General features: G+C 48.9%; 16 protein-coding genes. 11 read left to right on the forward strand and 5 right to left on the reverse strand.

The genetic code is table 11. From position 1 onward, the window contains the following. Positions 1-662: SDR family oxidoreductase (locus QMA35_RS12515; RefSeq protein ID WP_281647488.1), on the forward strand; the 662-nt coding region annotated here is incomplete at its 5' end. Between the two features lie 501 nt (positions 663-1,163). On the opposite strand, the gene QMA35_RS12520 is transcribed toward QMA35_RS12515, so the two are convergent. The 3 genes from QMA35_RS12520 to QMA35_RS12530 all read right to left on the reverse strand — a co-directional run bounded on the left by QMA35_RS12520 (position 1,164) and on the right by QMA35_RS12530 (position 7,695). Then, complete coding sequence (locus QMA35_RS12520; RefSeq protein WP_281647489.1) at positions 1,164-1,916, reverse strand: hypothetical protein; 753 nt, start codon at positions 1,914-1,916, stop codon at positions 1,164-1,166. A 26-nt stretch (positions 1,917-1,942) separates the two neighbouring features. Further along, the gene (locus QMA35_RS12525; RefSeq protein ID WP_281647490.1) at positions 1,943-3,220 is read right to left on the reverse strand and encodes a zinc dependent phospholipase C family protein; all 1,278 of its coding nucleotides are present in this window, start codon (positions 3,218-3,220) and stop codon (positions 1,943-1,945) included. 206 nt (positions 3,221-3,426) lie between these two features. Beyond that, entirely contained in the window at positions 3,427-7,695 is a 4,269-nt protein-coding gene (locus QMA35_RS12530; protein WP_281647491.1) for a PAS domain-containing protein, read from the reverse strand. A 141-nt stretch (positions 7,696-7,836) separates the two neighbouring features. Here QMA35_RS12530 and QMA35_RS12535 point away from each other — a divergent pair, with 141 nt between their 5' ends. Genes QMA35_RS12535 through QMA35_RS12565 form a run of 7 tightly spaced genes read left to right on the forward strand, consistent with a single transcriptional unit; the run spans position 7,837 to position 17,557 of the window. Next, on the forward strand, positions 7,837-8,679 hold the full coding sequence (locus tag QMA35_RS12535; protein WP_281647492.1) for an FHA domain-containing protein: 843 nt from the start codon (positions 7,837-7,839) through the stop codon (positions 8,677-8,679). Beyond that, positions 8,676-9,179 (forward strand): type VI secretion system lipoprotein TssJ, encoded by a 504-nt coding sequence (tssJ, locus tag QMA35_RS12540; protein WP_281647493.1) that lies wholly within the window; start codon positions 8,676-8,678, stop codon positions 9,177-9,179. Before QMA35_RS12535 ends, tssJ begins: the two co-directional genes overlap by 4 nt. Then, entirely contained in the window at positions 9,176-10,507 is a 1,332-nt protein-coding gene (gene tssK / locus QMA35_RS12545; protein WP_281647494.1) for a type VI secretion system baseplate subunit TssK, read from the forward strand. The genes tssJ and tssK overlap by 4 nt, the downstream gene beginning before the upstream one ends. Then, positions 10,507-11,295 carry a type IVB secretion system protein IcmH/DotU gene (icmH, locus tag QMA35_RS12550; protein ID WP_281647495.1) on the forward strand — a complete coding sequence of 263 codons (789 nt, stop codon included), beginning with the start codon at positions 10,507-10,509 and terminating at the stop codon, positions 11,293-11,295. The genes tssK and icmH overlap by 1 nt, the downstream gene beginning before the upstream one ends. Further along, entirely contained in the window at positions 11,292-14,771 is a 3,480-nt protein-coding gene (tssM, locus tag QMA35_RS12555) for a type VI secretion system membrane subunit TssM (RefSeq protein WP_281647496.1), read from the forward strand. The genes icmH and tssM overlap by 4 nt, the downstream gene beginning before the upstream one ends. Further along, positions 14,768-15,514, forward strand: a complete 747-nt coding sequence (locus QMA35_RS12560; protein ID WP_281647497.1) for a hypothetical protein — start codon at positions 14,768-14,770, stop codon at positions 15,512-15,514. Before tssM ends, QMA35_RS12560 begins: the two co-directional genes overlap by 4 nt. Positions 15,515-15,529: 15 nt before the next feature. Further along, a complete protein-coding gene (locus QMA35_RS12565) occupies positions 15,530-17,557 on the forward strand; it encodes a hypothetical protein (protein ID WP_281647498.1) in 2,028 nt (675 codons plus the stop codon). On the opposite strand, the gene QMA35_RS12570 is transcribed toward QMA35_RS12565, so the two are convergent. Together QMA35_RS12570 and tssI are read right to left on the reverse strand one after the other, a co-directional pair. Further along, positions 17,545-18,123 (reverse strand): hypothetical protein, encoded by a 579-nt coding sequence (locus QMA35_RS12570; protein ID WP_281647499.1) that lies wholly within the window; start codon positions 18,121-18,123, stop codon positions 17,545-17,547. The two genes, QMA35_RS12565 and QMA35_RS12570, sit on opposite strands and share 13 nt — an antisense overlap. Positions 18,124-18,134: 11 nt before the next feature. Further along, the gene (gene tssI, locus QMA35_RS12575) at positions 18,135-20,171 is read right to left on the reverse strand and encodes a type VI secretion system tip protein TssI/VgrG (RefSeq protein WP_281647500.1); all 2,037 of its coding nucleotides are present in this window, start codon (positions 20,169-20,171) and stop codon (positions 18,135-18,137) included. A gap of 85 nt (positions 20,172-20,256) precedes the next feature. On the opposite strand from tssI, the gene QMA35_RS12580 reads away from it, so the two are divergent. The 3 genes from QMA35_RS12580 (at position 20,257) to QMA35_RS12590 (ending at position 23,906) form a co-directional block, all read left to right on the forward strand. Beyond that, positions 20,257-21,765 carry a tetratricopeptide repeat protein gene (locus QMA35_RS12580; protein ID WP_281647501.1) on the forward strand — a complete coding sequence of 503 codons (1,509 nt, stop codon included), beginning with the start codon at positions 20,257-20,259 and terminating at the stop codon, positions 21,763-21,765. Positions 21,766-21,844: 79 nt separating this feature from the next. After that, the gene (locus QMA35_RS12585) at positions 21,845-23,359 is read left to right on the forward strand and encodes a type VI secretion system ImpA family N-terminal domain-containing protein (RefSeq protein ID WP_281647502.1); all 1,515 of its coding nucleotides are present in this window, start codon (positions 21,845-21,847) and stop codon (positions 23,357-23,359) included. A 13-nt stretch (positions 23,360-23,372) separates the two neighbouring features. After that, a complete protein-coding gene (locus tag QMA35_RS12590) occupies positions 23,373-23,906 on the forward strand; it encodes a type VI secretion system tube protein Hcp (RefSeq protein WP_281647503.1) in 534 nt (177 codons plus the stop codon). Positions 23,907-23,909 lie beyond the last annotated feature (3 nt).

Consider the following 23,909-nt stretch of genomic DNA (forward strand, 5'->3'; position numbering starts at 1 on the left):
TCGACTGTTTACGTGATGACGGTGAAGAGCTGGTAAGACAACTGGCCAGCCATGGGGATATTCGTTTCATTCGTGCGGATGTGAGCGATGAGGAGCAGATCAATAAAGCGCTGACACGCGTACAGAACTGGTTTGGCAGCCTGTATGGCGTAATAAACAATGCGGCTATTGCCGAGCCCTATACGGGTCCTTTCGAATTTCTTGCCCTTGAAGACTGGCAGCAATATCTGGATGTAAACCTTACCGGAACGTTTCTGGTCACCAGAGCCGCGCTTCCCATGTTGCGACTGAGCCGGGGAGTCATTATTAATATCGCGTCAACCCGTTGGCTACAGTCAGAACCACAAAGTGAAGCCTATGCTGCAACCAAGGGCGGAATTGTTTCCTTGACCCACGCTTTAGCGATTACCTTGTCGGGACAGGTTCGGGTGAACTGCATCAGCCCTGGCTGGATTGATGTTGGCCTCGGAAGCTTCAGCGAAAATGACAAGCCCATGCATCTTACGGAAACTTGTCATAACCAGCATCCGGCAGGACGGGTTGGCAAGGCCGATGATATTGCCGGAATGGTAGAGTATCTACTGTCTGAAAAGGCCGGGTTTATTACTGGACAGAACTTTGTGATCGATGGTGGAATGACCCGGAAGATGGTTTATGAGTAACAGGCAGTCTCCCAGTACAATTACAAAATTGGGGAGAAGCTCTTCAAACGCAGTCCTTACATTCAAATCGAGACGAGGCTCCGAAGTACTAAGGCCTTAGATACCAGAGGCCTTTATGGATCGAGAGCAAAAAATACACTTCTGGCAAAAACATATATCCGCCTGGCAACAGAGCAGTTTGAGTCAGGTGGTATGTGTTCACCGACATGATCTGCCGGCCCAGATTTTCAAGTACTAAAAACGTTACTTCCTTCCACTGGAGGTGCAAATACCACAGTCCTTTGTTCTTGATCTTTCTGAATCAGCAGGGTTGCGTGGGCTGTGATGAGAGCGTCGCCATGGGTTTGTGGCGCAGTTATCACCTGCAAAGGATATCATTGTTCTGTGAGCTTCATGCATCATCAGGGTGGGGGCGAAAAGCCGTAATGCTATAATGCAGAGCTTCGTTATTCTATGGTGTTTGGCGAAGCAGTGTCTTACTGGGTTACATGGCTGAATGAGTTACACTGTTGTTTCTGTAACAATATTTGTCGCTAGTGACCCCAAATGTTCTTGATTTGACTGTGCCGTACTCAATCCCAGTTCTTGGTATTCTGATTCGGTCGCTTCTTTAGTATCCAGAATGGATTGGCATGCAGGCTTCCGATTTTCCAAAAAGGTCCCCAGGTGACTTTTTCTCTGTATATCGTTTTCGGAGAGTGCTTTACATATCTGGAATTCTTTCTCAATAAGTGATTTCAGGGTTTTATACGCATCCCGACAACTTGCCAATAAACGCTCATCTGGGCTCATGTAGACGATTTTTACAGTACGAATTAAAGATTTGATAAGAATGCCTGCAGTGAGAGCGGTTGTGCCCAAAGCTAATCCTCCAATAATTCCATGGGGAACGACTACTTGGGTCGCCAGAAGGGTAGGGATAATGAGTTTTGGGCGCCATCCTCCAGAAATGACTCCAAGATAAATACTGCTTGCCGTAGCTATGGTTGTTCCAGAAATAGCTGCCAGTGGCAAGAAGAAAGATGTCTTAAAATAGTCGGAAAAATCCTGTTTTAGATTGTTGCAGTAAATCTGCAGGAACTTGTTGATTTTACTGCGACGACTCATCAATGGTTTAAAGAATGCATAGTCATCAACTTTTACAAGAGCAGATGTTTTGTTACAGGGGTTCCGATTCGTGTTTTGACTATCAAGGTTTTGCTGTGGAAGCTGTGAATCTGAAAGCCGATGTCTGGTTGTTGTGTTGCCTAACATCTTTCTACACCTCTATGTAATGAATGTTAAAGATCTGACCTTCCGGTGAAGGTCCACGAGAAATCTGCACCGAAGAAATTTTGAAAATTCCCATTAGCTAAATTTTTTGAAATGAACACTTTATAGCTTTCCCCATCTTCAAATGGCATTAAAGGTTTGAGCTCTATGAAATATCCATAACTGATGACTTCAATAGGAACAGGTCTCCCTGTTCTGGTGTGCATTACACGAAATTTGCAGAGGGACCTCCACTCGTCATCAGTAAAATTTAGATTAAGATAGTTGTCGGGTGATGTCTTCAGTGAACAAGAATGGCTACAGCGCGAATACATCCCCGTATTTGCACCACTAGGAACAGGGGGTTGATAACAATCGCTGAAGTCGCGTGCGTAACACCCAAAATAACTCCACACAATTTGTTTATATAGCGTGAAATTACCCGACGGGTTTTGGTTGTAACAGATGACAGACGAGTAATTAGCTCCTGGATTTCTAATTGGGCTATCAGCAAAAAAATAAACGGAGCTGCGAGGATCCTCTGGGTGCGTACTGACAAAGCCACCATTTTCAGGAAACGTCGATATAAAGGGTGTTCTTGTTTTTGATGTCAGTAATGACCAGTAAGCAAGCCACACATTAACAAGGGTTTTCGCTGAATGTTTTACGCCCCCGGGTGCATTCATATAGTTCTTTTTCAACCAGGGGTAGAGTTGCGTAAGAGCATAATCAGAGCTGGGATCAACAAATGACCTCTCTAAAGAGGTAAAATAAGATGTTGTCAGAAAAATGGATTGAAACTCTTCAAGGTCTGTTTCGCCAAGAGCATTTCTCATCTCCAGTAGATCGTAAAACTCTTGCAGTAACTCATTGTCAATAATTGGTAGATTTGAAAAGTCATAACCATTTTCAAGAAGGTAAAATCGACTAACAACAGCATCTCGACTGAATAAAAGATTATTACTGGCCTCGCCATCTATTTGCTCTGAAGCCTGATCAATGAGCCTGTCGTACATTTTGTCGAAGACCATTTGACTGATAGCTCCCATAAAGCTGGCCACAAGTTTCCTGCAATGCTGGGTCGTAAAATCTCCCTTGCAAATCGAGTTAATATATTGATAAAAGACTTCGTGAAAGCCCCAGGTATGAAAGTAATCAGCGATATGGCTGTGGCCAGTGTTGTAACCACTATCGGCTATGGTTACCCCCATGTTGACAGCATCGCGATGCTCTTTAAGAATTTCAAAAAGATCTTCAGACTGGGACTCTAACAAGTCAGCAGCCTGATCTGCCACTGCGATATGCAAAGAGATACCTGCCCCATGGCTATAACAGCAAATGAACCAGAAGGTTGGTATTAAAAGGTATCGCAGACAGTGTCTCATCCGTCAGTTCCTGAGGTTTTTCTGGATACTTATCAGACAAGCCTGCTGAGGAAGGTTCAGGATGGAAGTAACAGGGGTGTTAGTTCCTTAACGCTTTACTGTGCAAGAACCATAGCCAGACGGTTATATCAACCATCTCGTAATATTTGTCGGAAACCCTCCATATCCAGTTCATCCAGACAATGGCTAAGCTTTTCTGCCACAATCCGTAATCCGGGTGTATCTCGAAGGGAGTGAATATGCTCCTGAAGCCCTTCGATATCACCCATATCCAGCATATCCAGAATTGTCTCTCGCTCGGTTTCAGGGAAGGGAATAGCTTTCTCTTGTTGATCGTTTTCAGGTGCTTCTTCCTTCTTCCCATTGACCTCGGGTTTAAGATCCAGAACTTCATAGACAGTTGAAAACAGGGTGCCCAGATTGCAGGGTTTTGGCAAAAATGTGCGGAAGCCTGCTAAAAGCACTTTGCGTACCTGCTCCGGGAAAACACTGGCGGATACGGCAATACAGGGAATACTCTTTAGCCGTTCATCGCTTCTGATAATTTCCATCATTTCCACCCCGCTCATAACCGGCATACGCAGATCGGCCAGAACAAGATCGCAGGGCTGACTGCGCAGATGGTCGAGGGCTTCCTGACCGTTTGCGGCCAGAGATATGTCAAACCCTCCCAACTCTAACCATTGCTTCATAACATCACGGTTGGATTCGCGGTCATCGACAACCAGCAGTTGTGGTGGTGAGTCAACATTCAGTTTCTGCAATTCAAAATCTGAAGTTTCTGCAGACTCTTCAATAGACTCAGCTTCTTCACAGGGCAGCAGTACAGTAAAACAGCTGCCAGTTCCCTCTTTGCTTTTCAGCGTTATTGTGCCGTCGAGTGCTTCTACGATACGGCGGGTAATAGCCAGTCCAAGACCTGTTCCTTCAACGGCATGGTGAACATCCATACGTTCAAAAGGCTGGAATATCTTATCGATGCGGGATTGGGGAATGCCGCAGCCGGTGTCCTTAATGCAGAGTTTGATCTGCTCTCCGGTAATGGAAACGTGTAATGACACTTCTCCTTTAGGGGTGAATTTCACCGCATTATTGAGCAGATTGATCAGTATCTGACGGAGTCGTGTGGCATCACCTTTGATATAACCTGGAAGGTTTTCGCTGGTGTCTAATCGGAACTCCAGCCCTTTGTTATCTGCCAGGGGTGAAATCACTGACTCCACTTCATCCAGTAAACGATAAAGAGCCATGGACTTGACCTCAAGCTCGAGACGGCCACTTTCGATCTTGGCCATATCAAGCACTTCATTGATCACGGCCAGAAGGTGATTACTGCACTGGCGCAGAGACACCAGATTGCGGGCTGCCTGGCCGGTCAGGTGTAACTCGTGGGCTAGCAACTGGCCGTAGCCGAGAATACCATTCAGAGGGGTACGCATTTCATGACTGACATTGGCCAGGAAGGAGCTCTTGGCAACACTGGCTTCCTCAGCCCGGATTTTTTCTTCAAGAAGGTTTTCCTCCAGCGCCGCCTGATGGCTGACATCGAGGGCAACGCCAGTAAACATCACGTTCTCAGACCCTTCAATCTGTGAAGGTTGGGTATGAACCGAGATATGAACAATTTCGCCATTATCAAAGCGCTTGAAACGGAAGCGCAAGTGGCGGGGATTGAGGTTGTTTCGGGAAATAATGGCGCTCTCTTTGTGTTTCTTTCTGTCCTCTGGAAATATACCTTCAATCAGTTTGTAGCTGTCACTCAGCGGTGTGTCTGCTGGTAACCCAACCTGTGTCCATACGGTCTGGTTAGCGAACAAAAAGGTTTGTTGTCCATCGGGAGTGACTTCTGATTGATAGAGTCCGCCAGGTATAGCCTGCAGAATCATTTCCAGGCGTTGGGTGGTTTTCTGCAGATTTTCTTCCAGCTCACGCTCGCGAGTCACGTCAATAAAAAATCCGGCTCTGAGAATCGAGCCATCGTCGTTGGTGCGGAAGGGGCGGGAGTCTCCTCTGATCCATTTCACTTTTCCTGATGGCGTAATAATGCGCCAGACCACATGCATCAATCCGTTGTAGCGGAAAGCGTTGTTCAGTTTATGACTCAACATGTCCCGATCATCGGGATGGCAATATTCAAGTATGAGCCGGCTATTATGCCGGATTTTTTCCAGTGGCCTTTCAAACAGGCCTTCCCCGCCAGCACTCATGAAGGGATAGTTCCAACTGCCGCTCTTGGTCTGGCGAACCATATACACACAGCCGGGAATCACATTGTTTACATCAACCAGAAGCTGGCGGGCTTCCAGAACATCCGACTCCAGTTGTTTTTCATGGGAGATATCGAAAAAGTATCCCACCCTGACAACCTGCCCATCAGGCAGCGTTTGAAAGTGCCGGCTGGCAACCCGTATCCAGCGTGTTTGGCCATTGTCAGGTCGGATAATACGCCAACTGTGATTCCAGTCTTTGCGTTCATCTGTGGCTTTAATAGAGGTGTTCTTAACAGTCTGCAGATCATCGGGATGACAAATATCCCAGAACAACTGGCTGTTTTTAATCAGTTGTTCACGCTTGAATCCGAAAACCTCCTGTATACCTTTTGATATATAGGAGAAGGTCACGCTACTGGTTTGCGGTAACCTGTTAACCTGCATGATCACACCGGGCATTAGGTCGGTAATATCGGTGAGGGCCTGTTCACTGTGGCGAAGTTTCTGGTCTTTGCTGTCCAACTGGGTTTGCAGGGACTGTTCGTGGGATACATCAACAAAACAGCTGACCCGAATAGAGGTGCCATCGGCCAGGGTGCGGTAGTGTCGGCTGGAAACCCTGATCCAGCGCAACTGGTTATCGGGGCGTCTTATACGCCAGCTCTCTTCCCAGTCGTCCCGGGAGATAATTGCGCGATGAATACTGGCTTTAACTTTCTGGCGGTCTTCAGGGTGGCACAGTTTCCAGAATAACTGGCTATCGGCCATCAGACTTTCACTGGTAATGCCGAAAAGCTCTTTAACCCCTTTGGAGACATACTGGTACTCGATGGGGCCGTCAGCATTATATCGGGCCTGAACAATGACTCCGGCAATGACATCGGTGATTTTCTGGAGCGTTTGTTGATTACTCTGCAGCGTCTGAGTCTGGTTATCCAGCTGATTTTTCAGGTACTTTTCATGGCTGATATCGGTACACACCCCAACCCGTAAAATGCTGCCATCCGGAAGCGTGGCGAAATGTCGCCCCAGCCCCCGCAGCCACACTTCATTAACGCCGTCGTGTAACACCCGCCATGTGTAATCCCAGTCACTGTGGCTGGACACAGTCTGGTGAATAGATTCTATTAAACCAGGCAGATCATCCGGGTGAAAACGGGCCCACATCCGGTCAGCATTTTCCATCAAAGCTTCCTGGCCAATACCCAGAAGATCAACAGAGGCTTCGGAAATATATTCAAATGCTATATGGCCATCCCCGTAATGACGGGATTGAAAAACGATGCCAGGAATTATGCTGAGTATTTTGTAAAGGGATTGCTCGATGTGTCTTGAATCATCACCGGAATGGGAAAGCACATTGTATTTCCGGGAAACATCTTCAATCATGCATTCCCAGACTTTGCTACCATCTTCCATGACTATAGGCGGGTTACCTTTTTCCCGAATCCATCGAACTTCACCGGTTTTGGTGATGGCTCTCCACTCACAGTCCCAGAGTGTTTTGTCCTGAATATTTTTCATCATCCGGTTATGGACCCTGTTCTGGTCGTCAGGGTGCATGGTGTCCCAGATAATATTGCCATTTTTATAGAGTTCGTCGGGTGTGTATCCCAGAATCTCCTTAACTCCCTGACTGACATATTCAAACTTTGACCTGTCATCAGGGAAATAACGAAAACGGTGAATAAAGCAGGGAACACGATCAACAACTCTCTGGGAAAGGCGACTGTTTTGGTAATCTGACGTGATCTCTCTAGCGGATTGAATGACGCCTACCCATATCTGGCTGTTGTCTGAATTGACCTGACTGCAGACAGCTCGGACATTCAATTCTCTTAAGCCATTCTTATGACGGATATTCCAGTTTATGTTTAAAGTCTTTCTGGTCTGGACGCACTGGACAATATTGCCTTCCAGTGTTTGCAGGTCGGTGCGTATGCACTTTCGCCACAAGTGTCGCGAATCCGAGGTTAGGGCTGTATCGGATAAACCAAGGAGTTTTTCGGGCTCTCCGGTAATTTTCAGAAAACATCCTCTTTTTTCCGGAATGTGTTGATAACGAAAATGTACGCCGGGGAGGATGTTGAGAAGTGATGACAGGTTGTCAGAGGAGACGTCAGAAAAACATCCTTCCGATAGCCGGGTGGAAGCTGCTTGCTTCGAAGGGACTTCAGGTTCAGACATATCTCAGACCCGACCGGTTACCAGTTGAAAAATCCGTCTAAAGGATAGGCATAGTTTTTCCTGTTAGCTGTCGGGCTTGCAAAAACACGCCAGTGAACAATATTTAGAGCGCCTTTCCGAAGTGGTAACGGATAACTTTACGTGCTGACCCTGACAATGATCGCCTGGCCTGAACAGGAACGTCCCACCGGGCAAGTTCTTACGCTGCCAGTGAGTGGTGGCCTTATTGGCCGCGGTGAAAACTGCGCAGTTCATCTGTTAGACAGTAGTCGTGTTTTGTCCCGGCAGCATTGTGAAATCAGTCGTTATGGCAATGATTACAGGGTCTGTAATCTGAGTCGTAATGGGTTACAGGTGAATGGTGAATCAATTGTTGCTGGAACCGCGGGGCAAAGAAAACTGTATGACGGTGATCTTCTTACCTTGGGGGAGTATCGCCTGCTGGTCAGCAACCCGGCACCAGAGAAATCAAAGACAACTGATGTGATTCCTGAACCTGCAATAGTAGATGAAGCAGTATTAGATGAAGCAGTATTAGATGAAGGCGTGTCAGGTGAAGTATTTTCAAACGATCTACTATCCCATTCAAAGCGGCCTCCAGTACTGACAGAACGGGTTGTGCCTGATACATCCGTAGCAGACACGTCATCTTCGGTGGCTGGTGATACTTTTCATATACCTGATCAGTTCAGCACGGAGAGCAGTGAAAATATGATTCTCTCCTCATGGGAAGGAGGGCGCAGTGCCCCTTTTTCCCATGGGCTTGCCGGTATAGATGCTCTGGCGGACGAAATGCTGCGTGAGTTCAGCCCTGAAAGGCTGGAGCACAAGCTCGCTCCCTGGCGGGGAAAAGGCTGGCGGCGACAATCCTGGTGGAAGCTTTATCGTAGTTATCATCAGCAATTAGAGCGAACAGGGGAGTTGCATGTACGCCTGCGGGAGTGGGTGCTCCGTTCTGGTGGGTTGGGAAGCGGGGGGGGATGAATTTGCCAGGTCTGTATTTTACTCGACTGTGGTTGTGTATCCCGGTGTTGTACCTTGCTGGCTGTAGCTGGTTTGGTGGTGACTCAAACAATAAAGATTCCCAACCAGCGTTGGCAGGTATTATCAAACTAACTGTCAGGGGGGCGGACTATCTGAACCCGGACACTTATGGGCGCCCATGCCCGGTTGTTCTACGGCTTTACGAACTTCCTGATTGCAGTGTCTTTGGACAGTACCGTTTTCTGGATCTCTACAATCAGGCGGATCATTTTCTGGGGGCTCAACTGCTTTACACCCGGGAGCTGGCACCGCTTCACCCCGGTCAAACGCTGACTCTGGATATTCCTCTGGTCAAAGGGGCTGGCTGTATTGCCGCTTTGGCCGGCTATAGCCAGTACCGGGAGGGAAGTCCTTCAGCAACTCTACCAATCATGCAGTCTGCCAATGTTCAGCTAACCGTAGAAGGTCTGCGTGTCGTCTTGACTGAGGGTTACCGATGATCTCTGCGAGTAATACGGTATGGCTTGAGGGGATGTTTATCACGCCCCAGCATTTTCAACAGCACGACCGGTATATGCACAGTTTTATTCGAGACTGGATGAACAGCCGGTTTGGGGAGAGCTGGGGGGTGCGCAGCCTCGATATTGACAAGTCACAGTATCAGGTTGGGCGAGTCCGGATTATGTCAGTGCAGGGCGTGTTTCCTGATGGCACACCTTTTGTGTCTCCCGAGGAACTGATACTGCAGATTCCTCCGGGAACTGTGAATAAAAAGGTTTACCTGGCCGTACCCCTGTATCGCCCCGGTCAGGTCAATACAGTCAGGAACGCTTCGCCAACCATTCGTTATACCAGTTTCTCAGCCGATGTTGTGGATGATTGCTCTTCCGATAATGATGTGATTTCTATTGAGCAGTGTCGCTTGAATTTGTCGCTACAGCTTGAGGGTTGGGATATGAGCTGTTACTCACTGATTCCTGTTCTGGATATCAGGGAGGTGCACAGTGATGGTTCATTAGTTGTAAACAGCAGTTTTGTTCCGCCATGTCTGGATGTATCAGCTTCCCCAGTGATACTGGAGCAGCTTAATGAGTTGTTGGCTCTAATCGTTCAGCGTTCCCGTCAGGCCTGTCAGCGTCTGCAGGCCGGGGCTCAGGCAAAAAGTCGCCAGATGCGGGTTCTTGATCTGCTCTGGCTGCAGACTTTGAATCGTTGGCAACCCTGGTTTGCTACCAGTTCAAATATGTCCTGTGTCGATATGCATCGGGAACTGGCCATGTGTCTTGGCGATATACTGGCATTGATGCCTGAACCGTTACCTGATATTCCGTCGTTTAATCACAGTGATCCTGGGCCATCCATGCTGGTGTTGTTCCGTAGCCTGCGCAGAGTTCTCAGTAGCATGGCCGATGAGAGAGTGTTGGTTATTGAATGGAATTATGATCAGTTTGCGGAAAAGCGACTTCTTGTTCTGGAAGAGGATGGGTCGGAACGTTTACAAAGTGGTCGGGTGGTTTTGGGGGTCAAGTCCAGTCTTGGTGTTGTGATGACTGGGCAACGGTTTGTGAATGCCAGCAAATTAGTTGGCTCACGACGTATAGATGAGCTGGTATGCAGTGCCTTGCCGGGGATACGCCTGGAACAGATGCCAGTTGCACCGGCAGAACTCCAGAGTCAGCCGGATATCGCTTACTTTGAAGTTGATAGAAGTGATTCACTGTGGCGAGAATTGACTTCGGCAGCAGATCGACTGGTTATTCATATTGATGAACGATTACCGGATGTTGAATTAACTCTCTATGTGATTCGTACGGGAGACAGTCTCTGATGACCGGGGATGATGACACTCTGGTTGTTGAAGGGCGTGGAGAGCAAACACGCATTGTTGACGATGTTCCGCCAGAGGATCGTACCTTTACGTTGGATAATCCGGATGGCTCTACCCGCTGCAACATTCTGATGCGTCTGGGAGCCGATCTGCTGGCGTTGATTGCCCTGATACCACGAATGGGGCGACCCATGGATGTGAACCGGATGCGTGAACAGATTCAGGAGCAGCTGATCCGTATTCGCACTGAAGGAGCCTTTATGGCTTGCCACCCCTGGGCGCTCGACAAGTGTGGTCTGATTTTCTGTGCCGCTATGGATGAAGCGGTTCTTCGAACCGAGTGGGGGCGTTTATCCGGCTGGGCCAATGATACCTTGCTTAGCCGTATTTATGGGCGAAGAAATGGCGGTGAACTGTTTTACCAGTTACTGGAGCAGGCTCGATTGCAGCCTGAGATGATGGTTGACCTTCTTGAGTTGCAGTATGTGTTATTACGCTTGGGGTTTACCGGGCAGTTTCATGATAAACCCGAACAATGGCAGTCCACCGGGTATGAACTCTATCGCGTGTTGCAAAGAATTGCCCCAGCCCGGGCACTGGAATGTCGGCAGATGCCTTCAGTCAGGGAAAGGTCTCGTCTTCTACGTTTCCGGTTTGGGCGTGTTACCACCGTCGTACTGGTTCTTGTGGGTATTATTCTGCTGGTGGCGGGGGGCCGTTATGGCAGAGAAGTCTCCATGCAGAAAAATATCATGGAATCCCAGAGCGCTGCAGGTAAAGAGTTATGAACCCTTTGCAGCTTGTTCTCATTATTCTCAGTGGTGGCGTTGGCTTAGCCAGTATTGGCTGGCTGCTCTTGAAACAGTTTGGCTGGTGGTCCGTTTCCCTGTTTCTCGGCGTAATGATTGTGGTTGCGCTGATATCTATGACTGTTCGCTGGTGGCGTAAACGTAAAAAGAAGAATCTGTCTCCGGAGCAACGGGAAGCTCGCCAGAACAAAGAGGATCTCGCCCGGGAAAATACACATAGGGAGCGAGATGTTCAGGAGGCCATTCGCTCTGTATTTCGGTTATTGAAAGAAAGGGCCGACAGCAATCCTTATCAGTTGCCAATGTACCTGATGATTGGGCCGCAGGGGGCGGGTAAAACCCTGTTGCTAAAGTCATTTGGTCTTGTACGTATGCGCACTCCCCAGCTGGAGCTGGCTTCGGAATATATGGAAGTGTGGTGCAGTGAGCACCTTCTGGTAGTGAAAATCTGGGGGCGGTTGTATGAACAGATGGAGGGGGATAGCGATATCCGTCTCTGGGAACGCAGTATGCGACAACTGTTAAATGAACGCCCGCGCCGCTGCTTGAATGGTGTTATCGCAACCCTGCCAGTGACCCTGCTGACGTCGGCTGATCAGGAACAGCGTGAACAGCAGGCGATATTTCTCCGGCGAAGGCTACGGGAAACGGGTCATATCTTCGGCCAGAAACTGCCTGTTTATCTTATTGTGACCAAGTGTGATCGGTTGGCAGGTTTTTCCGGTGCTTTTCGAATGGCTCTGGCTGGTGAAGTTGAACAGAGCCTGGGGGGGTTGGTTGAAGATGCCAGACTTCAGAAAACTTATGATCGTGGCTGGTTTGAAAAAAGTTGGGGACAACTTCGCAGTCAGGTTGAAGGGCGATTGATTCTTGCCTTAAACGAAGAGAATGAAAAAAATCATCGTACTGATGTAGTAACACTGTCCTGGCAGCTCCAGCTACTGGCACCAAGGCTGACTGAGGTGATGGACGGTGTTTTCAGTAATCACCCCTTGGGTGTTCCTCTGCATCTGCGTGGTTACTTTCTTACCGGCCGTGGCGGTGATATTCCTACCGAGGATCTTCTGGCGAACTACCTTCAGAGTCGGTACGGCTTTACCGGCCAAGTTGATCACCCTTTGGCTTCTGGTGTACCGGCACTGTTTACCCGGGGGATTGTGCCGGGAGTATTACTACCAGAAAGTGGGTTGGCCGGGCGGAATATGTCCCGTGAATGGCGCTGGCGCTTGTTGTGTTCGGGCTGGTTGTCTTTTTGTTTGTTGCTGATTCTGGCAACAGGAATGTGGACTTACGAAAATCTGACATATGTCCAGCACCGGGGCATGGAATTGCATGACGCCTGGGACAACCTCAGTTCCGCTCCCCCTGGGGATAATTTGCTGGAGCAGATTCACTGGCTGGGTAATTTTCAGAGGGGGGTACAGGAGTTTCAAGCCCCCGTTCCCTGGTATATATCCACCTGGTTTATCTATTATGGCCAGGGCAAGGTGTTGAACCAGCTCTGGCAGGAGCAACTGGCAACCCGGCTGCGGCCTTTGCTTTTGAAATGGCTGGCAACGGCAGTTATCAATGATGTTGGTCAAGGGCGCCCTGATCGACTGGTGACCAATGTACAGTTCTATTTATCTTTGACCGGTCAGCCGGGCATTCGACCCAAAAGAGCAGCTATCTATCAATTAGTCCGAAACGTTTTGGGTGAAACCCATCCGCGACTGGAAGATGTATTTACTGCTCAGCTCGTCACTATGCTTGATCATCCCGGTACAGCGGCCGAGCGCAACAGTGAATTTATGGAGGCTATGCGAAAACGCTGGCAAGAGATAGGCTCCGGTTCTGTTTTCCTGCTGAATGTGGCAGGTTTGAAAGGCTTTAACCAAGTATCTCTGGATCAGATGTTCAGTCGTGGTTTTCTGGAAGTGTTCGAACCCTCACAGGAGCTGGTGGGAAACGGATTTCCAACTTTGTATACCGCAAAGGCTGTCGAGCGATTGGACTTTAACCCTGATAGTCCATTGTTGAATGTTTACATTGGCGTACGGCAGGCCATTTTTAATCCGCTGAATCCGGTTGTTTCAAGAAAAGAAAAATTGCTTGTTATTCAAGAAATGGAGGAATTCTACTTTCAGCGTTACGCAGAGTTCTGGCAGCAATTTTTAGCAACGCTTTCTTTGCGTAAGGTGATCAGCGGAACACAATTGTCGTCCTTACTTTTAAAGTTGGGAACCCCAGGGCAGTCACCTCTGGAGGAGTTAATTGAAACGGTTGTGACCAATACCCAGTTAATAAAAGACACTCAGGTTGCTACTGATGACGTAAAAAGCAAAGACAACACAACCAAGAAAAACGGCGTGCCTAAAAATCCCTCCGGAAAACTCTCGGGCGGTGTTGCCGGTTTGCTGAAAAAGAAAGAAACATACCCTGAAACCAGTAATGCGCAAACTCTTATCATGGGTGGCATGGCCCGGCGCTTTTCAGATTATACCCGCTATAAAGAGGATACCGGCAAGAGTACTGGAGCAATGGATGCTGTTACCCAGCTGCTGCACCAGCTGTACAGTGCTGTTCATCCGGCGCTTACCGGTGTAGGTGGATCCGCACATTCTTTTAAATTAATGAAGGCGCAACTGGGGGGGAGTAACGATGCTGTTCCCTGGGGAACCGTCTTGATAGAAGGGCTTCCAGATGCCCCCAGACAGTTGATGAATGATGTATACATTGCCGTTTTGAAACGGCTGTTTCAGGGGGCTGCCGAGCAGATCAATACTGCATGGCAGAGTTATGTCAGACCAATATGGGAAGGCAGCCTGGAAAATAGTTATCCGTTCAACAGTGGCGGAAAAGATGCAGCCCCTGCCGTTGTAGAAGCCTTTTTTGGTAAAGGGGGCGTGTTTGATGAGTTTACTACCAACTGCCTGAATCCATTTACCGTTACACATGTAGACAGTAATGGTCGTACAGAATTCATTCCTAAATCTTTTCTGGAGGTATCTGTACCACTGGTGCCTGCCATCTGGAAGCAGGCTTCGATTGCCTCAGACCTTCGCCGGTTACTGTTTTCAACCAGCAGTCGGATGGAGCTGGACCTGGAAGTCCGGGTAGAAACCATGAGTCCGAAGGCCACCTTATTAAGACTGGATAGCGACAGCGGTGTTCTAACTGGCAGGCACGGTCCTTCCCAGTGGCAGTTATTTAAATGGACCGGAAGCAGTCCGGATGTCCCTCTGGTTCAGAGTTTGTTCAGCGATGATCTGCTGCTTGCTGAACAAATCTGGCGAGGGCCATGGCGCTGGTTTCGGTGGTTGGAGTCTGGGCGTGTTTCACCGGCAGGTTATGGTGAGTTCCGTATTGATATCAGCCAGCGGCAATATCTCAGTGAATTTGTGGTTCGCCCACCAGGGCAGCGCATGCCATCGGACATTTTTGGACACCTGCAAATGCCGGAGCGTCTTTTGTGAATTACCAGCCCAGAATCCCCGGAATGGATTTTACCGGTCGGGTATATGGCCGTTTTGCCCGTGAAACCAAGGATACGGTTACCGGTAAATTATGTATTGTTAAAGGGCCATTCCTGCCTTGTGCGGATGAAAATCGCTTTCAGAGGGAAGCCGATATTTTACAGCAACTCCCCTTGCAGGGCGTTGCTGGTTTGCGACAGTGTTTCCGTGAACGCCGACGTTGCTGGTTGGTGTTTGATCGTATCCCGGGAGCAACAATTTCCGATTGTGGGTTTGGCAATCTATTTCCGGAGCGAGCGGGTTGGCTGATTGCAAAACTTTCCCGCATTCTGTCTATGTGTCACCAGAGAGGTTGGGCTCATTGTGATATCTGCCCTGCGAATGTTCAGCTCCATGGGAGCAAAGTCTGGTTACTGGATTTTGGTGCCTCTCTGGCTCTTGGTAAAAGATACCCTTGGCAGCGTCAGGTGCGCCCGGCCTGGAGCAGCCCTTCGTTGTTGGAAGGTAAAGGGCGGGTGTCGCCCACTGACGATGTTTACAGCCTATTGCTTTTGTCTGGTCTTCTTTTAACCGGGCAACAACCTTTTCCTGGCCCGTCACGAACAGACTTTAGTCGCTGGTCGCGGCGGCTTGATCGACCTGGGCGGCTAAGCCGACGACAGTGGCACTTCCTTCAGCGCTCTCTGGAGCATCCGAATAATCTGACTGCACAGGATCTGGCTGTACAGGCATTAGGCTGGTAATACCGAGGATGTTTTATGCGCTTCTCTGAACTGATTAACAACGAAAATCCTGCGAGTATGTCGTTAGGCAAGTTGATAGGGTTGGTTGACAACTGGTTGGCGAGAATGGCTAGTTGGCGATACACCCGAGATACCAGAACCGAGCATGTGCAACAGGCTCTGGATCAGGTGTATACATCTCTTGAGCGAAAACTGAAGATAACCAGCAGCCAGCAAATCATGACAGATCCGTTATGGAAAATCATGGTAAAGCTGATTGCTAAACATTTCCCCAACGAGGTAGAGATTTATTATCCAACCCCTGTCGAGCAACAGCGAAAGCTGATGTTGATCAGGAACAGTATCGCTACCGGCATTATCAAAGATAAGCAGCGTCTTCTGCATGAGTTTATGACTCACCATGAATACAAGGTGAAAACCCTCAGCGAGCTGGCTCATTCTCGCATAAAACTTCAGATTCTCGCCGCTTCTTCCAGGGCCGTGCTGGGGCGCTATCAGGGAAGTATTTATGATGGTTGGGAAACTTGGTATCGCTGGGCTAATCGCAGGGACAGGGGGCGTGAAACTGATACCCAAATGGAAGTTGAAGAAAGTACGCTGGCTGTTGGTAAAGCCGTTGTACGTGGTGAAGCCAAGGCAATGATTGGCCGTAATTTTGAATATGATAGCAGGGATACCCACGGGGGAAGCCCTTGGCGCCATCAGGTCAAAGCTGGTGGTGCGCTTTATGTGGAAGGCGGTGGTGAGGCAGTAGCAACTTATAACCGCGAACAGCTGAATACCGCAGCGGCAGCCGGAATAGAAGCTGAAGCTGGTATGCGTGGTGATGTTGAGGTTGAAACGGAGTATGCCTTTGCAGTCACCAATGATGAATTCCGTCGTATGTTTGGCAATAAATTCAAGATGTTTCATGCCAAAGCAGAAGCCCATTCCAAACTGGGAGCTGGAGGTTCGGCAGGGGTTTCTGCTCGAGCAGGGCTGGGAGGGCAGGCAGGTGCGGGTCATACTTATGAACCTATGGATACGGAAAATCCATCTGGTACCTGGGCAGAGTCGGGCAATATCGGTGTTTGCGCGGGAGGCGAGGCCAATATCTGGATTGGCTTTACGGTAACAGGTAATGCGGAACTAACAGTTGCCCAGGCGCTGGAACTGGGAATCTCCGGAGAAATGTTTGCCGGGGCTAAAGCGGGAGCCGAAGGTGGCTTCTTTGTGGAGAGTGGTGGCGTACGTTGTGGTGCTAGTGCCGAAGTGTTTGCCGGGTTTGAGGCTGCTGTGGAGGAACGGGTGGCTATCAAGCATCCCAAACGTGCACTCACAATATTTTCTGTCAAAGGGCGACAGGCCTTTACTGCCGGTGTGGGTGCTGGCGCCAGTGCTGAGTTTGCCGCAGGTATCGATCGTTTCAGTCTTAAAGCCGAATCTCAGACAACTCTGGGAATCGGCGGCAAGATTACCACGGATTTTGGTATCTCACCGTTAGCCCTGGGGCTTGCGGCCTACGATATGGCAATAGTGCCATCACTGTGGATGATCAAGAAAAAACTCAACAGTTCTGTTCACACGAAAAACAGTTCTTTCGCCAAACATATGAATCGTGTTGTGGAAGCGGTTGACAGCATCGCTGATGTTTCGGAAGTACGGGCATTGTCCAGAGAGTGCAATGTCATTATTGCTTCCTGTATTGCGGCGCTTGATCAGGGTGCTGATCATCTTTATAAGCAACAGCCCCGTAAACCCGGAGCCAGTTATGGAGCCATGCCTGACGAACACTCTGTGGCAGGCTTTACCGGTCATAGCCAGTCTTCCTTTTATACTTACGCTGCTGGTTCAGGACGCAAAACCGGTGTTGATGAGAATGCTTTGACCGATGCTTTCTCTAAACTGCAGGTCGCTTCAGACACTTGGTATAAAGGAGCCAGTGATGCAAATATGCGAAAGCCCGTGGATATCAATCTACTAGCCAAAACAGTGAATACCGATGTTAATTACGACTGGATGTTTGCCAAGTTCGCTACTCAGGATCGCCGTTATGGAACCTGATCAGCTACGGAGTGAGTTTGACCTGCGGCTAAACTCACTCCGTATTTAATAAACAACGGGTAACGTTTTTCAGTCTTACTGCCATCGGGTAAAACTGCAGCCAGATTAACTGCACCCGCAATCGCGTGACAATAAAGCCAGGGTGGTGGAGCAACAACAGGTGTTTCTGGTGCCGTAATGCTACCGCTGCTCCAGAATACCGCTTGGGCAACCCACCCCGGAGCTGTTTGCAGCTCAGCTTTCTGGGCGGCCTGTTCTGCAAAGCGGCGGTTTGGTTCGTCGGGTTGTTGATACCAGACTTTTGCAGCAATCAATGCTTCTTTTTCGGCCTGATTGTATGGCGTTTCCACACTATTACAGCAGGTTAAGCCCCAGGCAACGCACTCCCTTGGTGGCAGGCCGTGAGCCAGAAAAACAACAAGATCCTGATAGAGTTTTTCTCTTTCCAGTATTTGTATTAATTGTTCGGGTGATAGTTCTGCTGAGAGGTGATCTTGCAATTCCTCTGAGGGTTTATAGCGCTCTGTAATTTGCATGGCTTTCGGATAGGGTATTTTTATCAGCATATGTATCAGGCCTAATTAATCTTGGCCAACCCTCCCTGAATCTGAACCATGGCAGGTGCTTTCACTTCGGCCATAGCATTGCCGCTCAGGCTTGCAAGGGTGCCTGAAACCTCCACCTTGGCTGTTCCTTTAATTGTTGTCATAACTGAATTAATTTCCGCGGTGGCCTGGCCTTTTATTGTTACCTGCGGGGCGCTGATTTCAACACTGGCCGGCCCAATGCTGATTTTGCTGCCTCCCACGCTGAGTTCGATACTAGTCTGGCCGTTGATACTGATTGAAGGAGCAGACAGAGTCAGGCTGGTACCTGCATCAAACTTGCCATCGGTTCCTGCTGTACATTCAAGTGACTGACTGGCTTTGCAGCTCATTGATGCGCTGGTTTCGAGAGTCATAGCATCGGTTGATTTTACTTCTGCTGTTTTATCAATAGTGTGTTGAAACTGATCTTTGCATTGCCAGCTGGTTTCTTTGGTGATTTCGAGCGTGTCTTTCCCTTCAACGGTGATGGTTCGATCATTGCGTACCAGAGTGGTCATATCCTTTTGTGCCTGCAGATAAAACAGTTCGCTGTCTTTTGTATCATCGATGCGTAACTCATTGGCATGGTCACTGCCTGCATCAGGGGTGCTACGGCTCAGAAAACCACTGACTTCTGCAGAAGGGTTGGGAGTGTTCAGGCGCCCGTTATACAGGCAACCAACTACAACTGGTTGGTCGGCTTCTCCATTTAAAAAACCCACAAGAACTTCCTGGCCTACACGGGGTAGGGTATGGCAGCCAAAACTATCCCCGGCCATTGGTTGAAGCACTCTGAGCCAGCAACTGGAGTGATCATCTGGGTTGTCTTCCCGATCCCAATGAAAGCGAACCATGATCCGCCCTTGATCATCGGTATGAGCCTCACTGTTGTCAGGCCCGGTAACAGTTGCGCTTTGCAGACCAGGAATATGCACGGGATGAGCTGGATAAGGGCGAAACGGCCAGTCTACAGGCTGGCAGGTAAACTGGTTGCTGTATTCGACCCCCTGTCGTTTTTCAGTGCTTTCGATACAGTGTTTGACTGACAGCAATAGGTAATCTCGAATCTGGCTTTTATCCGGATGGCGGGCGAGCTTGAAACGCCCACCTGCCTGTAAAGATGGTTCCGCTGAACGGCCCTGAATCTGCAGATAGCGACAATCTTTGGATTCCATTTGAAAGCGAGCCAACTCTGCAGTTTGATCCCTGTCTCTGCCATGGCCAGAGTAGCGGTAGGCTGCCAGTTTGAGGTTGCTGTTCCAGTGGTGGCGACTGTTGGCAGGACTACTACTGATGACCTCGGCCTGTTCGTCAGTGTAGCTGCCAGAGGTCTGTGTATTCATCTGTAACTGGAGATGAGGCTGCCAGTGGGTGAGAGCATTTTCCAGATCTGTGGCGTCCCGGTAATACTCAAGATCATCGCAACACTTCTGAAAAGACTGGTTACTGTCACCAACAATCAGCTGATGCTTATTGCTTTCATGGTGGAAAAACCAGTGCATGCCCTCTTCCCGGAGCAGGCGGTCTATGAAAACAAAATCTGTCTCGTTGTACTGAGCGCAGTAGTTTCGCTCTTTCGGGGAACCACTGTTTTTAAAAGTACAGTCGCCACCCAGACCGTGTTCACTTAGAAGGCTGGTGATGATTTTCTTGCTGTTCTGGTTTTGAAAAATACGACAATTATCCCTTAAATCCAGGAGTTGCAACCATGGTCTTAAAGTTAGTCGACAGGTTTGCAGATTATCTGCTTCCCGGCTGTGTAGCAGAGCAATATCTGTGATGACGCCATGAAAATTCCGTGCTTGCTGACGACTGCCCTGCAGGCCCGGTCTATAGTTGATGGCCATCGACTGACCCAGCAGGTCGGGAGCTTCCGGCTGATCGTAGAGAAGGTCTGCTTCCATTACGAAAGTTTGGCAGACATGCTCGTCGACAATGAGTCGATTCAGTATCCACTGCTGGCCATCTTCTGACGTGGCGGTAAGTGGGCGAATATTTGGTGTCAGTTGTCCTGCAGTTTTGGTCATTGTGGAATGATCAAGTTACTAACAGGCAAGAGGATAGATGAGCATGCTCGTGTTGATGTCAGTTTCTTCAGATTCAGGAGCAGCGATGTCAGCATGGTGGCAAAAACTGTTGCTGGTTTTTGTTGCAGGAGTGCAGTTGTTCGGCTGTGTTGGCGATCAAACCGTGGTTATACCAAAACCTCTGCTTGAAGAGCAGATAAATACAGTTCCACTGTTGTATCCGGGAGCGCCGCTGGCTGAACATTCCCTGGGGGGAGTGCGTGTAAACAAAAGTGAGAGTAACCAGCAGGCATGGAATGACTGGTTAATGTGGTTGAAAGAACCGCCTTTGGTAAAACAGTTAACCCCTCTGAACATCAGTTCTGGAAATCTTGAGCAGCTGAGAATAGTCTTCGAAGACTGGCTGCAATGGCTGAATAAACAGGCTAACGATGACAATGTTGTGGCTCAGGTTTCTGTCGGTATGTTGCAGCAGGCTGATGTCTTGCACTCCGAGACAAACGACAGTGGACAGTTCTGGTTGAGCAAGGCAGCCGCAAAAGGAAATGGCTTTGCCGCATGGCAATTGGCCAGAAGTTTATTGCAGGACAGTTCTGTTAATGGGCCTGCCCGCAAGGTTGATCCGGCTGTTCTTGAAAAATGGTTACTGTTGGCCGCGGAAAAAAATATACCCCAGGCACCAGTAGCTCTGGCCAGGCTTAACCGCGATGGTTTTTCTCTGGTTCAAAACGTCAGCAAATCAAGACAATGGTATGAAGAGCTGACGGCACAAAATAAAAAGCGGGAAGTCAGGATTAATGCCTGGCAAAACCTTGGATTGATGGACTGGTTTGGCATTGGTAAAAAAGCTAATGAAACTTCGGCGGTTGCTCACTGGAAGCGGGCTATAGACTTCAACGACCCTCAGGCTGCGTATCTGACAGCTTTGTCCAAAACGGGATTAGATGTAAATACGCGTGAACATTATCTCAAACTGGCAACCAGAAAAGGTATTTATCAAGCCTATAACCAGTTAGGCCTCAGCCGCTGGAGCCAAAAGGAGTATACGTCGGCAGTCAGCTGGTTTGAGTATGGGGATAAAGTGGGGGATGCCAAAGCGACTTATAATCTCGGACGCTGTTATTTTGAGGGACTTGGGCGTTCCCCTAATGCCCATAAAGCCCTGATAAATCTCTATCACGCTGCAGGTGCAGGCCGTACTGATGCTAACAGGTTGGTCGGGTTTTTGTTCTGGCAGGGAGCGGAGGGCGGTCCGGTTGATTTTAAAAAGGCTCGACAGTTTTTTTCCAGTGCTGCCGGGGACGGTGATCTGTACAGCCTGTATGCGCTGGGTCTCATTTATGGTGTAGGGCAAGGTGTACCCAGAGATCTTATCGTTGCCTGGTCCAATTTCTCCGTTGTCGCCGCATGGGGTTTTCATGAGGCGGCGACCTTAAGGGATCTGGTTGCCAGTCATATGACCGAGGCTCAGCGTGAAGCCGGTCGCAGTCGAGCCCAAACTCTTTTCGACAACTACAGACAATTGGATGTTATTCAAGAAATCACACGACAAATTCCTCCTGTTGCGGTTTCTCTGGTAAAGCCTAAAGCCTGATCTATGCTCTCTCTGCTTCACCGGTATTTTTATAGTTTGTTTTTATAGTTTGTTTTTATAGAGAGCCCGACTGTCGCTTATGTTTCTGAAACCCTCAGACCTTGAAAGTCTTTTGCAGCCCTGCTCAGACGAAAGGCCTGCCGGGTGTGATATTCGTGTGGATCGCAGTACCTTCCGACCACTTCGTAACCAATACAATGCCGCCAAAACCAGCTTTCGCCAGCTGCTTCAGGAACCTGATGCTGAAGTTCGCGATGACTTACACAAGGTAACCAGCCGTAGTTGGGAAGGGATGTCTGGTAAGTTAATTGAAATATTGACCAGCAAAACTAAAGATTTGGAGCTGGTTTCATGGTTATGCGAAAGCCAGTTGTTTGGACAAACCCCTTGGGTAAGTCTGAAGGTGTCAATGGATTTATTGGATCAGATTATTGAACTGTACTGGCAGGATTGTCATCCAGGTGCAGTCAATAACGAAACTTCCGATCAGGATACGGCTCCGGATATTACCAAAAGAGTTGCACTTTTACGGATGCTGTTCGGGGAAGGCAATGACAGTGGCGTTCTGGTTTTGCCGGTGCGTATGGCTCCTCTGATAGGTTCAACGACACTGGCAGACTTACTTGCGGCAGAACATAAAGGCCAGTCTGAGACCATAAAAGCAACCCTGATTTCCACCCTCAATGGTGAAGAAGAAATTTTACGTGAACGAGTGATACTGTTTTATGGATTAGAGCGCCAGATACAAGAAATAGACAAAAGGTTATTGAGCCTTTGTGGCAGTGTTTGGCCAGCCGGTGGTATCCAGCCCTTCAGTGGTCTTATAAAAACCCTGATTCGCTGGTTGGATTTTATCTGTTCAGACCAGATTTCCGATTGGCCTGATGGCTTGCCATCAGGGAATGCTCAATCTCCACAGACTCAGCCCCAGGTGGACGTAGCACAGGAAAGTACGGCTGCAGAAAATGGTATAGCCACAACTGGAGTAGAGCCAGCGGCTGTCGAAAATGCAATGCCGGAACAGAGTCAAACCCAGCCATCGTGGACAGAAGGGTACGGACAGGTTGTCGGGCATCAAACCGAAGTTGTAAGTGGTCGGGTAGATGCATATCAACAGCTGCAGAAGCTGGCAGACTATTTTCGTTGGGCGGAACCCCATAGTCCTGTTGTCTGCTTATTAGACAGAGCCCTCGCCTGGGGGCAGATGTCTGTGACCGAACTGATGCAAGAACTTCTTAAGGGTCATCAGCATGCATTGGAAAGAGTTGATGACCTTACCGGGCTGTTGGCGATGCGTGCCGGTTCGGCATCAGCATCAGGCAGACTCAATTTTCACTTTGTGCCAGATGACTCGGTGAATAATGGTTTAACAGATAGAAACGTTGTACCTGAAGCTGCTCCCTCAAGCCCATCCCCTGGAGGTTGGGATAACATGATGGAAAATACTCCTCATACCGAGCAAATATCCAAGCCAAGCAGCACTCAGAATACGGCCTCTGTTGAAAATACCGACTCCATGACTGATGAGATGTCTGATCATCAGCCTCCGGAACTAGCCGGCACAGCCGGAGATATTAACCAGCAACTGATTTAGGAGGCCTATAGTCATGGCCAGTCTCTATATGCGCATTGGTACTGATAATGTGAAAGGTGGTGCGACTGCGGAATATACCGGTGGCGACGATATGTCCAAACAGGGCTGGTTCGCGATTAAGAGCTTTTCCTGGGGTGCGGTGCGCTCTGTGGGAATGGATATCGGTAACGGTATGAACCAGGATTCCGGAATGGTGGCCATGAATGAGATGACTGTGACCAAAGAGGTTTGCGGTGCATCTGAACAACTGCTATCTGGTCTCTATATGCCTGGTGATGAGGGCAAAATCATTGATTTAATCTCCACCAAGCCAGACAGGTCTGGCCAGGGATCCCAGGTCTATCTGCAGATCAAGATGGAAAAAGCACGACTGGTGTCTTACAACGTCAGTGGCAGTGACGGTGCGGCACCTTTTGAAAGTTTGGCTATTGCTTATAACACCATCAAAGTGAAGCACTGGCATGAAGCTGAAGGCGGCAAGCTTGAGGCTGGTGGTCTAGTGGCGTACGACTTGCCAACGGGCAAAGTGATCTCCGGGAAGAAGTAACCG

It is taken from the genome of Parendozoicomonas sp. Alg238-R29, assembly GCF_947331445.1.
In the GTDB taxonomy this organism is placed as follows: Bacteria; Pseudomonadota; Gammaproteobacteria; order Pseudomonadales; family Endozoicomonadaceae; genus Sansalvadorimonas.

What these genes read in the sequence shown, in the direction of transcription:
- QMA35_RS12520 (WP_281647489.1), bottom strand. Translation starts at nt 1,916, where the DNA reads ATGTTAGGCAACACAACAACCAGACATCGGCTTTCAGATTCACAGCTT.
- QMA35_RS12530 (WP_281647491.1), bottom strand. Translation starts at nt 7,695, where the DNA reads ATGTCTGAACCTGAAGTCCCTTCGAAGCAAGCAGCTTCCACCCGGCTA.
- tssJ (WP_281647493.1), top strand. Translation starts at nt 8,676, where the DNA reads ATGAATTTGCCAGGTCTGTATTTTACTCGACTGTGGTTGTGTATCCCG.
- tssK (WP_281647494.1), top strand. Translation starts at nt 9,176, where the DNA reads ATGATCTCTGCGAGTAATACGGTATGGCTTGAGGGGATGTTTATCACG.
- icmH (WP_281647495.1), top strand. Translation starts at nt 10,507, where the DNA reads ATGACCGGGGATGATGACACTCTGGTTGTTGAAGGGCGTGGAGAGCAA.
- tssM (WP_281647496.1), top strand. Translation starts at nt 11,292, where the DNA reads ATGAACCCTTTGCAGCTTGTTCTCATTATTCTCAGTGGTGGCGTTGGC.
- QMA35_RS12565 (WP_281647498.1), top strand. Translation starts at nt 15,530, where the DNA reads ATGCGCTTCTCTGAACTGATTAACAACGAAAATCCTGCGAGTATGTCG.
- QMA35_RS12570 (WP_281647499.1), bottom strand. Translation starts at nt 18,123, where the DNA reads ATGCTGATAAAAATACCCTATCCGAAAGCCATGCAAATTACAGAGCGC.
- tssI (WP_281647500.1), bottom strand. Translation starts at nt 20,171, where the DNA reads ATGACCAAAACTGCAGGACAACTGACACCAAATATTCGCCCACTTACC.
- QMA35_RS12580 (WP_281647501.1), top strand. Translation starts at nt 20,257, where the DNA reads ATGTCAGCATGGTGGCAAAAACTGTTGCTGGTTTTTGTTGCAGGAGTG.
- QMA35_RS12585 (WP_281647502.1), top strand. Translation starts at nt 21,845, where the DNA reads ATGTTTCTGAAACCCTCAGACCTTGAAAGTCTTTTGCAGCCCTGCTCA.
- QMA35_RS12590 (WP_281647503.1), top strand. Translation starts at nt 23,373, where the DNA reads ATGGCCAGTCTCTATATGCGCATTGGTACTGATAATGTGAAAGGTGGT.